11 protein-coding genes are annotated in these 12,641 nt (G+C 39.4%); 1 reads left to right on the plus strand and 10 read right to left on the minus strand.

Features of this window, described 5'->3' with window-relative positions:
* Positions 1–32: 32 nt before the first annotated feature.
* The 10 genes from queA to R1T16_RS10680 all read right to left on the minus strand — a co-directional run bounded on the left by queA (position 33) and on the right by R1T16_RS10680 (position 11,639).
* A complete protein-coding gene (gene queA / locus R1T16_RS10635) occupies positions 33–1,082 on the minus strand; it encodes a tRNA preQ1(34) S-adenosylmethionine ribosyltransferase-isomerase QueA (RefSeq protein ID WP_317501083.1) in 1,050 nt (349 codons plus the stop codon).
* 151 nt (positions 1,083–1,233) lie between these two features.
* Complete coding sequence (locus tag R1T16_RS10640) at positions 1,234–2,505, minus strand: 3-phosphoshikimate 1-carboxyvinyltransferase (RefSeq protein ID WP_317501084.1); 1,272 nt, start codon at positions 2,503–2,505, stop codon at positions 1,234–1,236.
* A complete protein-coding gene (locus R1T16_RS10645; RefSeq protein WP_317501085.1) occupies positions 2,502–2,723 on the minus strand; it encodes a hypothetical protein in 222 nt (73 codons plus the stop codon). The genes R1T16_RS10640 and R1T16_RS10645 overlap by 4 nt, the downstream gene beginning before the upstream one ends.
* Before the next feature lie 2 nt (positions 2,724–2,725).
* Positions 2,726–3,052 carry a nucleotide pyrophosphohydrolase gene (locus R1T16_RS10650; protein WP_317501086.1) on the minus strand — a complete coding sequence of 109 codons (327 nt, stop codon included), beginning with the start codon at positions 3,050–3,052 and terminating at the stop codon, positions 2,726–2,728.
* Between the two features lie 115 nt (positions 3,053–3,167).
* Positions 3,168–5,105 (minus strand): DUF3857 domain-containing protein, encoded by a 1,938-nt coding sequence (locus R1T16_RS10655; protein WP_317501087.1) that lies wholly within the window; start codon positions 5,103–5,105, stop codon positions 3,168–3,170.
* A 2-nt stretch (positions 5,106–5,107) separates the two neighbouring features.
* A complete protein-coding gene (locus R1T16_RS10660; RefSeq protein WP_317501088.1) occupies positions 5,108–7,045 on the minus strand; it encodes a DUF3857 domain-containing protein in 1,938 nt (645 codons plus the stop codon).
* Positions 7,046–7,078: 33 nt separating this feature from the next.
* On the minus strand, positions 7,079–8,977 hold the full coding sequence (locus R1T16_RS10665) for a DUF3857 domain-containing protein (protein ID WP_317501089.1): 1,899 nt from the start codon (positions 8,975–8,977) through the stop codon (positions 7,079–7,081).
* A 49-nt stretch (positions 8,978–9,026) separates the two neighbouring features.
* The gene (gene dtd, locus R1T16_RS10670) at positions 9,027–9,479 is read right to left on the minus strand and encodes a D-aminoacyl-tRNA deacylase (RefSeq protein ID WP_317501090.1); all 453 of its coding nucleotides are present in this window, start codon (positions 9,477–9,479) and stop codon (positions 9,027–9,029) included.
* Between the two features lie 2 nt (positions 9,480–9,481).
* Complete coding sequence (rsgA, locus tag R1T16_RS10675) at positions 9,482–10,450, minus strand: ribosome small subunit-dependent GTPase A (protein WP_317501091.1); 969 nt, start codon at positions 10,448–10,450, stop codon at positions 9,482–9,484.
* Between the two features lie 103 nt (positions 10,451–10,553).
* Positions 10,554–11,639: a bifunctional 3-deoxy-7-phosphoheptulonate synthase/chorismate mutase type II gene (locus R1T16_RS10680; RefSeq protein ID WP_317501092.1), complete on the minus strand. Its 1,086-nt coding sequence runs from the start codon at positions 11,637–11,639 to the stop codon at positions 10,554–10,556.
* 61 nt (positions 11,640–11,700) lie between these two features.
* Here R1T16_RS10680 and gldA point away from each other — a divergent pair, with 61 nt between their 5' ends.
* On the plus strand, positions 11,701–12,606 hold the full coding sequence (gldA, locus tag R1T16_RS10685) for a gliding motility-associated ABC transporter ATP-binding subunit GldA (protein WP_317501093.1): 906 nt from the start codon (positions 11,701–11,703) through the stop codon (positions 12,604–12,606).
* Positions 12,607–12,641: the final 35 nt, after the last annotated feature.

Genomic DNA, 12,641 nt, shown 5'->3' on the forward strand with positions numbered 1-12,641 from the left:
GATGGCCGCTTAAAGTATATTCATAATGCAGATTATAAAATAAGCATTGCATCACCGTAAGTATAAAAACGGTAACCTTCTTTTATTGCTTCATCATAAGCCTTACGCATAAGGTCATGGCCCATAAATGCAGAAATCATCATTAGTAATGTTGACTTTGGTGTATGGAAGTTAGTTATCATGCAATCTGCAACACTAAAATCGTATGGAGGGAAGATAAATTTATTCGTCCATCCTGTGTATGGATTAAGCGTTTTAGCCGATGATACTGAACTTTCCATAGCGCGCATACTTGTAGTACCCACGGCACATATTTTATGCTTTTTTGCTTTGGCCTTATTTACTATATCGCAAGCTTCCTGCGTTATTATAAGCTCTTCCGAGTCCATTTTGTGCTTAGAAAGATCTTCTACCTCAACAGGGTTAAATGTTCCAAGACCTACGTGAAGTGTAATTTCTGCAAAATCCACACCTTTAATCTCTAACCTTTTAAGAAGGTGTTTAGAGAAGTGAAGTCCGGCAGTTGGTGCGGCAACCGCTCCTTCTTCTTTAGCGTATATAGTTTGGTAACGCTCTGCATCTTCCGGTACAACCTCACGGTTTATGTATTTTGGTATTGGTGTCTCGCCAAGCTCAGTAAGCTTATTACGAAACTCTTCATACGATCCGTCATAGAGAAAACGAAGCGTTCTTCCTCGTGAAGTAGTATTGTCAATAACCTCTGCTACAAGAGAATCGTCATCGCCAAAATATAGTTTGTTTCCTATCCTTATCTTACGTGCAGGATCTACAAGTACATCCCAAAGGCGCTGTTCAGAATTAAGTTCCCTTAAAAGAAAAACTTCAATTCTTGCTCCTGTTTTTTCTTTGTTGCCATAAAGCCTCGCAGGAAAAACTTTAGTATTGTTAAGCACCATCACATCTCCTTCATCAAAATAATCAAGTACATCTTTAAAAAGCTTGTGCTCTATGGTTTTTGTCTTTCTGTCTATTACCATAAGGCGTGCCTCATCCCTGTTTTCAGCAGGAAATTCAGCAAGAAGTTCTTTAGGCAGGTTGAAATTGAAGTTAGATAATTTCATGTTCTATTTTTATTTTTAAGCTTTTACGGCTTATTTGCCTCCGGCTTTAATTGCCTGCAAATATACTATCGCCAGACAGGCGTTGTCAAGTGTTTTGCCATATATTTATTGTAATAAAAAAAAGTACCAGCAAAAACAGGGTTTTAGGTGTTTAAATTATGGTTTTCACAAAACCCAACTGCTGTAAATCATCCCAAAATAGAGGGTATGATTTACTAACTACCTCTGCATCGTTAATAACAATAGGTACTTTTACAGCAAGCGGCGCAAAGGCCATCGCCATACGATGGTCGTTATAAGTGTTGATAGCAGTAACCTCACCCCGGCCCTCTCCATAGGAGAAGGAGACAGCTTTACTTCCGCCCCCAAACTTCGTATGAGCCTCTAACGTAAGGCTGTCTTTTGTAACCGCAAGTTTTGCCCCGAGTTTTTCAAGTTCGGTTTTCAGGGCTTCAAGCCTGTCTGTTTCTTTTATTTTTAGTGTATGAAGTCCTGTGAGGTGGCATGGCAGTCCCAAACCAAAACAGGTCACTGCGATTGTCTGGGCGATATCGGGTGTATTGTTCAGCTCGCAGTTGACCGTTGACAATTGACATTCTATCCTCGATAATGTGATACTATTTTCATGAAACATTGTCTGCACGCCCATATTTTTATATATTTCTGCTAAAGAACTATCCCCCTGCAGGCTGTTTCGTTTGTAAGATGACAAACTGACCGACGTACCTATTGGCGACATGGCAACAATAGAATAAAAATAAGAAGCAGAACTCCAGTCGCTTTCCACTACTATGGTTGACTGTTGTAGACTGCCGGCTATTGGCAGCACCTTTATGGTTTGCCCTTCAAAAATAGCTGTGATACCTACTTCATGGAGTAAAGACAATGTCATTTCGAGATATGGACGTGAGGTTACTTCCCCATCAAGGGTAATTTCAAGTCCGTTTTCAAGCTTTGCTGCAATAAGCAGTAAGGCTGTAATAAACTGACTGCTTACATTTGCCTTTATGGTAACCGCATTAGCTGTTATCTTCTTCCCTTTTATTTTTAATGGCGGATAGCCGTCATTTTCTAAATATTTCATATCGGCACCCAATACCTGCAAAGCCTCGACCAGCACACCTATAGGGCGCTCCTTCATTCTGGGTGAACCTGTCAGCACTGTGTTCCTGCCTTCTTTAACAGCAAAATAAGCTGTAAGAAAACGCATTGCAGTACCCGCGTGATGGATATCTATAACCTCGTCATCGTTAGATAGTGCCTTAATCATGGCTTGACTATCATCTGACTCTGATGCGTTTTCAATTTGTATTGCGTCAAAAAGTGCCTGAAGGATAAGCAATCTGTTGGTCTCAGATTTACTTCCTGTAATTTGTACGGATACAGGTTGTAATAACTTGAGAAGTGTAAGATGTAAATTCATTTATTTATTTTGCTTTTATCGGCTTCTGCTTTCTTTTTTGCCATTCTCTTCCTGAAAGGCTCCATTACAAAAACATGCACTAAAGACATACCTATGGTCCAGAATAATATAAAATGCCATTGCCCTGCAAGCCCTTTACCTGAAACCAACACCATAAGCACCCCAAAAACAGAGTAAATAATAATGCCTCCAAAAAACTGGGCAATCTTTTCCCTCATAGTTATTTTAGCTTTTCGTTGTTATGGTGCCTGTCGTGATCACGTTTGCTCTTGTAATCCATTTTTTTATCAAAAGCCTCCTGCAGGTTTACACCTGTTTGATTAGCAAGGCATAATACCACAAAAACCACATCGGCCAGTTCTTCTCCAAGGTCTTTAGCCTTATCACTTTCCTTTTCGCTCTGTTCGCCATAACGGCGGGCAATAATCCTGGCTACTTCACCTACTTCTTCCGTAAGCTGAGCCATATTGGTAAGCTCGTTAAAATAGCGCACGCCGTGTTCCTTAATCCAGTTATCAACTTCTACCTGTGCGTTCTTTATATCCATCTGTTTGTGTTTTTATCGATTCGTAAAATTATGACATTCTGTGCAAACATACTATATCCGGGTTTTAGGATAATGCCCTGCAACAAAAAACACCACTCAAAGTGGTGTTTTGGTATTATGCTTTTCTAAGTATTATTTTCTCATTTTGTTTCTCTATAACTTTCGCGTAGAACGCCTTTAAGTCGGGATAATACTTTTGAGAAACATTCGGGAAATTAATTTCAAACATAACATTTACCTGTATTACATTCCCCTCATTTTTTAAATTGTATTTAAACGACCCAATATTTTCATCCATTACATAGTTTATTGGAGCCGGCAGTGTCTCAATAACATAGCCATCGGGGATAGTAAGACTTATTAAATACCTGTCCTGGTGCGGAAAGATAAAGTCTATGGGGTATTCGCGCTCCTCTGCAGTGAACGGATTCTCTTTCTCTGTAAAGCACAATAAGGGACTTAAAAATATTTTATTTCCAATCACATCGGTCAGGCTGTTATGCACAAATGTATAATCGTCGCCAACGGGTTTCTTTAAGTCTTTTATATTCAGGGTAAAGTACTCGTTGATTTCAATACCCTGGTGTCGTTTTTCCAGCTCTTCTATGTATTTTTCCTTATGCTCTTTGCCAAATACTTCGCGATACAGATAAGCGGAGTGGTTTATGTATTGATTCTTAGCCCTGCCTGTTATTTTGCCTTCGCTATCAATTTTTCCTGTTACAGTAATATATTCTATAGACTTGTTTTTGGGCATTATATCTATTTCAAAAACATTCCCTTTGGCGTCTATTACCCTCCCTACCCAGTTTAATGCTCGTACGGGAAGCAACCCCGGAACAAGATTTTTAGATGTGGCATCAAGCAGTACCTGCCCTTTATCAACCTCTACGGCGCAAACCACATAATTAAAGCCTTTAATAGATGGAAATGTTGGCTCGCCATTATCTCTCGTGCTGACAAGTACAGGATTTGCCTTTATACCCGCGTAACGAAGCATCGCAGTTAGCATAAGGTTTATTTCTGCCGAATTCCCGCTTTTATCTTTATATGCTTTTTTTACACCTTTGCCACAAAATTCACTTTCAACATCGTTGTAAGTCATTCTGTCCCTTACAAAACTATAAATGGTGTCTATCTTTTTTTCCTGGGGTACATCTTTTAGCAAAGCCCTGATATCATCCTCAAAGTAAGATTTAAGGTTTAGTTCTTTGCTAAACGATTCATCTTCGTATATCTTAGAAATAAGCGTGTGCCAGTCTGAAGCAAAAAATTGGCTTACCTCTCCGGGAAACTGGATGGTGGCAAGTTCGTGTTTAAGCACAGACATGTAATTTTCTATATTATTAACATACTCTTCGTCTTTAAGTGCCCTTACATTTTTTGCGGTATAAAATGTTGGGTTTTCATAAAAATACCCACCATGCCCCGTGCGTTTGGGCAGGTTTGCAGAGTTTACTTTAATGTTTCCTTTTAGATATTTATGATATCCTAAGTACTCTGGAATAGCAAGCTCATATTCTATAACATTAGTTGGTATCTTATGCTGAAAATGCCAGTCGCTTATAATGAAATAATAAGGTGATGATACCGTATACTTATATTCTATCACACTGCCCTCCTTTACATTAGGCAGCGTTATTTTTTTAAGCTTAAAATTATCAACGATCTCTTCTTCAAATTTACCTTCCGATCTTAGTTTGGTTTTTTCTACAGCACCATTTACAAGGTTATATGTACAGGCATCGCTAAAGCTTACTTTTTGCGCCCCCCTTCCTGCATAATATGGTATCTCCATATTTGCATATTCATATCCCGCTTTTGTGTATATCTTAATACGCACGGCAACCTCAGTAACTATGAGTATCTGTCTGTTGATTATTGTAAAATAGGTCTTGCCTTTTTTATAGAGGTAGGCAGCATCAGCATACTTATCAAACGGATGTTTCGTTTCTTCCACTTCCTTAAGCGATACATCGCCCAACTTAAAAACCTGAGCAAAAGCAGGCAGGAACTGCAACAATACTAAAATGAAAAAAAAATGCTTTTTCATATTTATGCCTTTCTTAGCACCACCTTTTCATTTTGCTTGTCAATCATTTTCTGGTAGAAATCCTTTAGCGTCTTGTAGTATTCGTGAGACACATTTGGATAGTTCAGGTCAAATGTCATGCTTACCTGAACAGTATTTGCAGTTTGCGACACTACATTATATTTAAAGCTTCCTATGTTTTCTTCCATAGTCATCGACATTGCTTTAGGCAGTGATTCTACGATATAGCCCTCCGGCAGTGTAATGTTGATCATGTATTTATCCTGCCACGGATGTCCAAAATCTATAGGAAATTGTCGTTCTTCCTGCTTAAACGGATTTTCTTTTTCAGCAAAAAAAAGCAGCGGATTAAAATAGATCCTGCCCCCTGTTATATCGGCTACGTTGTTATGCACAAACTCATACTCTTCCGTTACCGGGGCTGACGTTTCTTTATCAAGCGTTCTTTTATATGTTCCCAGCTCAAGCCCGTTGTAAATTTTCTCTAACCGTTCGGCATATTTGTCTTCGCTCATCTCTGCATATTTTTCCTTAAAAACATAGGCATAATAATCAAAACGCTGATCTCTTAATTTACCGGTTATCTTTCCTTCTTTATCCATATTTGCAGTAAGTGCAATAACGTCTTTAGAATTCTTTTTCTGCATCAGGTCTATATCAACAGTAGAACCGTCTTTACGTATCATTCTTCCCTGCCAGTTAAGAGCTCTTTGCGGCAGTACGTCGGGCTGGGTATATTTACTTGTGGCATCCAGCAATACAATTTTGTTGTCTATCTCCACGCCTGTAATCACATAGTTATATGATGAATGGCTTGGATACAGTGCTATCCCGTTATCGCGCGTGCTCACCAGTACCGGATTAGCCTTTAAGCCAGCCTCGCGCAGCATGGCCGTGAGCATAAGGTTTATTTCAGCTACGTTGCCGCTCTTACCTTCATATGCCTTTTTTACACCTTTATCGCAATGATAGCTTTCTTCTCCGTCCCAGTTCATGCGCGACTTTACAAACGAAAAAATCTTGTTCATCTTGTCGTTAACGGTAACAGCCCCGGCAAGTACCTGTACCATATCATCTTTAAAATAAGAATTGTAATTCAACTCTTTACCAAAATCGTCCGCGCCATAAATTGTTTTTGCTAATGATGCCCAGTCTGTAGAATAACTCTTGCTCTCTGTGCCGTTGTTATAAGAAGCCAGCTCGTGCTTTAATATAGCCATGTAATTTTCGGGGTTATTCACATACGCCTCGTCTTTAAATGCTTTGACATCTTTTGCCCAAAAAGTATCAGAAAATGCCCTGTAAGTCGCTCCGGGTGGCGAAATAATCTTTGTATCTTCCTTATTTACCTTAGTATATCCTGCCATGTACCTGTTATAAATAAAGTACTGCGGAACGGTAATGTTGTATTCTATATAATCTACAGGTATTTCATATTGAAAATACCAGTCCCTGATAACATTAAAGTATGGAGTACTTAAAGTGTACGTATACTCTATTATACTTCCTTCCTTAACGTTAGGCAATGTTATTTTCTTCCTGCTAAAATCTTTATTTGCTTTTTCGGTAAACTCGCCATCACTCTTAAGCTTAGTCCTTACGATTTCTCCACCCACAAGGTTATAGGTATAGGCATCAGAAAAATTGATCTTTACGCTACTTCCCCCTGTATAATACGCCAATTGTGCTGTTGCGTATTCATACCCTTCTTTTTTGTATATTTTAATACGGGTTGTTACCTCTGTAACAAGATTCCATTGATTAACCGGTGTTGGAAAATAACTTTTACCAACTTTAAATAAAATAGCTGCCGGTGCAGAAGTATCCTTAGGATGCAATTTTTGCATCAGCTCCTCTTTAGTTACTTTTTGAGGAGCAAAATTTTGGGCCGTTGCCGTAATTACAAAAAACAGCATCAGCAGGATTTGGTTGAGTTTCATTAGTTACTGGTGATTGGATAGGTATTGGGTTGGTTATTTTTTTACAAGGACAACTTTAGCATTGTCATTACGGGCAATTTTTTCCCTGAACTGCCTGTAGCTTTCATACTCTGTGCTGGCATAATAGCCGGGGTTAATTACCAACGATCTTTTGTACACGAGCGATCCATTATTTCCTGCAACATACTTTGCTGAATATTCCCCGTATTTTTCTTTGATCGAAACGTCATCAGGTTTAGATTCCATTGCAAATCCCTCTGGCAGTGATATAGTAATTTCGTCTGTATCAGTAAAGCCCCTTGCAATTTCAAACGGGTTCTTCCTTGTCCTGTAGCGTTGTGGTATCCTGTTATACTGGTTAAAAGCATTAGGGGCAAAAATAAGCTTATCGCCAGATTTGCTGCAGTAGCCTTCTGCTTCAAGCGCAATATCTTCTGTAAGCTCCTGATTGTCTTTGTTATTCTTAATCTCCGCTTTTTTAAGCTTTAAATTACCGATGGTGTTAAAGCCAGATTTATAATATTTATCGCGGTCGTCCTTAGATTTTGACTCCAGCATATACTTGCTATCATACTGTGTACCTTTGCTGGATATGGTAAGACTCCCATTAATGCCTCCGGTCCCCGTAATGGCGTAACTGCCTTTAGACTCCTGAAGGTTAATTTCTTTTCCATACACAGATGTTCTGTATAATTTGCTGTCTGTCGGCTTTAGCAGCAAGGCAAGCCTGTCATCCGTAAAATCGCCCTGAAAACCAAAAGGCGCTACCTGGCTCGTACATTCCAGCCAAATAATATTATCGTTGTTCGGGATACCTAAAATCATGTGATTACCCTGCATGGATACAAAATCTTCTTTTATATCCTGTTTATCAGAATCTCCATATATAACAGCACAGTATGATTCTACATCTACAGCCTTTAGCAATGCCCTCGTATAATTACTCAGCGCTTTACAGTCGCCATAGCCAAGCCTGTCCACATCTTTAGCAAGCATAGGCTTCCATCCGCCTATACCCAGCTGTATGCTTATGTATCTTGTTTTAGATTGTACATATTCATAAACCAGCTTTGCTTTTTTTAAAGGATCAGTTTCTGTACCTGCAACAGTTTTTATTTTGGTAACCGTTTCGGCAGAAAGCTCATCGGTACCGGCTATAAGGTTAGCATAGTACCATTTCCCAAAATCGTCCCAGTTCGTGACCGTTCCGTCTACGCCTTCAAGGTGAAATTTCTCAAGCCCAAAAACTACGTGCGTAGACATTTTAAAAAAAGACGGAGCATAGTCTTCCCTCTTCATGGCAGGAATGTTCTCTACGGTATAGGTTAACAAACCCGCAGCTTCTTCTTTTTTTACAGGTATGGCATCAAAATTATATTCTTTGTACTTAAAGCCAAGTCCCGGCACATACGTATAACTTATGCTGCTCTTTTCTAAGCTGGCATAATCTCCTTCGCTCGCACTCCATCTTGGCAAAAATGCCGTATTAGAGGTTTCTGTTTCTGATGTGAATACAATTGTATAGGGATATTGTATGGGAGTATAATCAAGATGTAACATCCTGTTGTCTGTAACTATGGAACCCTGAGAGACCGATACGTCTTTAAAATCTTTACGCTTTAGTTTTTTTAGCTGCTGACCGTTTGCATCATATACAATTGCCTCTATAGATCTTACATCTGTAGATTTATCAAAATACTCAACAGCATTAACGTTATCATTCCCATTTTCATTAAGAACGGTAGTTATCCTTGTTGTTTTTATTTTCATTGATTTTGCCGAAAAGATATTGATATCAGTCTTTTCGAGCCTTATTACGGCGTCGGCATTTTCTTTTAGTGTTTCGGGAATTGTAAAAACAGCAAGGTTGTATTCCTGGGCTGCCAGGGTCTGGACGAGCAGGAATAAGGGTAGTATAAATCTTAAAGTCATGTTAAAATTGGTTTCGCCAAAATTAGCGGATTTTTTAACATTTCAAAACTTATTCTCTGCTTTTAGTGTCTATAAGTATGGTTACCGGCCCGTCATTTAACAATCTGACCTTCATATCTGCACCAAACTGCCCTGTTTGTACAGGTTTGCCTAACTCTTTTTCAAGATGTTTTACAAACAATTCATAAAGTGGAATTGCTTTTTCCGGCCTGGCGGCCCGAATGTATGAGGGACGGTTTCCTTTTTTTGTAGCTGCAAAAAGTGTAAACTGGCTTACAACAATGATATTGCCGTCTATATCTTCTATAGAACGGTTCATAAGGCCTTCATCATCGCCAAAAATCCTGAGCTTTACAATTTTTGGCACAAGCCAATTGATATCCTCCTGAGTGTCGGCATCTTCAATACCTAAAAGGATAAGAAGTCCCGCCTGTATAGTGGCAACCTCAACACCTTCTATAGTTACAGAAGCTTCACTCACTCTTTGTACTACGGCTCTCATTATTATTCAGCGTCGTTATTTTTGCCGTCTCCATATATATCTGTACGGTAATGTTCCTCGTCGCCCTCCAGCATTTGCAGGTAGCTTCGGTAGCGTGACCATGAAATTTCATCTTTGTCAAGCGCATCTTTTACTGCACAGTGCGGCTCATCCTTATGCAGGCAGTTGTTAAACTTACATTGATCTTTGAGGGCAAAGAATTCAGGAAAGTAATCGCCAAGTTCCTCGTTTGCCATATCTACAACACCAAAACCACGTATGCCGGGAGTATCTATAATTTTAGCATCAAAATCAAGCTCAAACATCTCTGCAAAAGTAGTAGTGTGCTGACCCTGGCTGTGCTGCTCTGATATTGCTTTTGTCTTAAGGTTAAGTCCGGGCTGAAGCGTATTGATAAGTGTAGATTTACCTACGCCCGAATGACCCGAGAACATACTAACATTATCCTTCATCTCCGCTTTAAGCTCATCTATACCTTTTAAGCTTGAAGATGATACCCTAAGACATTTATACCCTATTTTATTATAAACATATTGCATATACAACTGTTCATCCAGCATGGAATCGTCAAAAGTATCAACCTTATTAAATACTAAAATAGCTTCTATATCGTACGCTTCGGCAGTTACAAGAAAACGGTCTATAAAGCTTGTAGTAGTGGGCGGATTATTTATGGTAACAAGCAGGAACAGCTTATCTATGTTTGAAGCGATTATATGTACCTGCTTAGACAGATTTACCGATTTACGGATAATGTAATTTTTACGCTCGTGGATAGTATGGATAAGCCCTGTTGTAGCATCAGAGGTTTCATCAAGATCAAAGTCTACCACATCGCCTACGGCAACGGGGTTTGTACTTTTGATTCCCTTGATGCGGAATTTACCTTTTATACGGCATTCGTAAAAAGTTCCGCTTTCTGATTTTACAGTATACCAGCTTCCTGTAGATTTATAAACCAATCCTGTCATGCCGCAAAGATAGCTATTCTCTTTTTGGTATGTAACACCAATTAATTGATTTCTATGTTATAGATTTTAAAAACAAATCCGCTTCGTAATGAAGCGGATTTATCTATGAGTTGTCTATTACCCTTTCCTGATGCGCTATACTCTCCTGATGTATAGCCCTGAAAAGATCAAGAATAAAGTCTTCACCTAAATTTTCCGGCAGCCCTTCAGCTTTCATACGCTCCAGTATTTGTTTCCATCGCTGGGTTTGTAATACAGCTACGTTATTGTCTTTTTTAAGATGCCCGATTTCATCAGCAATGCGCATCCTTTGTCCCAATACCTGAATAAGTTTAGAATCATAATCATCTATACGAAGTCTTAGTTTTTCAAGTTCTTCGTTAAAAACACTATCTTCATCTGTCTTTTTACGCACAACCAAGCCGTTAATTATTTCTTTAAGCCTGGTTGGGGTAACCTGTTGCGCAGCATCACTCCATGCTTTGTCAGGGTCATTATGGGTTTCAATCATAAGACCGTTATAATTAAGGTTTAGTGCCTGTTGCGCTACTTGCTGAATCATATCCCTGCGCCCGGTGATATGGGATGGATCGCAAATTATGGGCAAATCCGGAAACCTTTCATGAAGTTCTATTGCTATCTGCCATTCCGGTATGTTTCGGTATTTCGTTTTTTCATAAGTAGAGAAGCCCCTGTGTATTACACCAAGATTTTTTATCCCCGCATTATAAAGCCTTTCTACTCCGCCAAGCCAAAGGCTCAAATCAGGGTTTACGGGATTTTTTATAAGTAGTATCTTACTGGTATCTTTTAACGCATCTGCTATTTCCTGTACAGCAAAAGGGTTTACAGTTGTACGTGCCCCTATCCATAACACATCAATATCATGTTCTAATGCCAGCTTTACGTGTGTGGCATTTGCAACTTCAATTGCCATTGGCAATCCGGTTTCTGCTTTTGCTGCCTGAAGCCATTTCAGGCCAATAGCCCCAACACCTTCAAATCCTCCAGGACGTGTTCTTGGTTTCCAGATGCCTGCACGGTAAATACTCACTCCGGAGTCTTTAAGCTGACGGGCAATATCCATTACCTGTTCTTCGGTTTCTGCACTACAGGGACCTGCTATAATTAAGGGCTTAGACTGTTTAAATTCGTCAAGCCATGTTCTCATTTCGCTATTATTTTCCATTTTTCTAATTCTACTACAAAATTAATGTTTTCTTACTACTTTTGTTTCAAAATCAAAGGGTATGTCAATCGAGGTAAAGGATATTTCTAAAAGCTACGGCGAACAAAAAGCGCTGGATGCTGTTTCATTTTCTGTAAACAAGGGAGAGATTGTTGGTTTCCTGGGGCCAAACGGTGCCGGAAAATCTACTCTTATGAAAATACTTACCACTTACCTTAATGCTGACGAAGGCACCGCGCTTGTAAATGGTAACGATGTAGCAACACAGCAAAAAGCGGTTCAAAAATCAGTGGGTTACCTTCCTGAACACAATCCTTTATATCTTGACCTTTATGTACGTGAGTACCTTGCTTTTAATGCCGATGTTTATAAAGTAGACAGATCGCGCATTGAAGCCATGATAAACCTTACGGGATTAACACCCGAAGCCCACAAGAAAATAGGCGAACTGTCTAAAGGATACCGTCAGCGTGTAGGCCTTGCGGCAGCTTTACTTCACGATCCGGAAGTACTTATCCTGGATGAGCCTACAACGGGGCTTGACCCTAACCAGCTGGTTGAGATTCGCGAACTTATTAAAAACATAGGTAAAGACAAGACTGTTTTTCTATCTACACATATCATGCAGGAAGTAGAAGCGATTTGCGACAGGGTTATCATCATCAATAACGGAAAGATTGTTACCGATAAGAAACTGAAAAACCTTGTAAAAGACAACAAAGAAGCACAGGTTATAGAAGTAGAATTTGACAAACCGGTTGAAGAGGCGCTTATCCAGAGCCTAACCGACCTTACCGCTGCTAAAAACACCAAAGGCAATACGTGGGAACTTACTTTTGCTTCAGACAAAGATGCACGCCCGGCGGTATTTGACTTTGCACAGGCCAACAGCCTGAGAACACTTCAAATTACACTTAAGAGCAAAAACCTTGAAACGGTATTCAGGGAAATGACGAAGAAGAAGTAGTTTTAACTTATCACCTTTTAATTATTCCGTTTCGA

The sequence above is a fragment of the Flavobacterium sp. DG1-102-2 genome, from assembly GCF_033042555.1.
In the GTDB taxonomy this organism is placed as follows: domain Bacteria; phylum Bacteroidota; class Bacteroidia; order Flavobacteriales; family Flavobacteriaceae; genus Flavobacterium.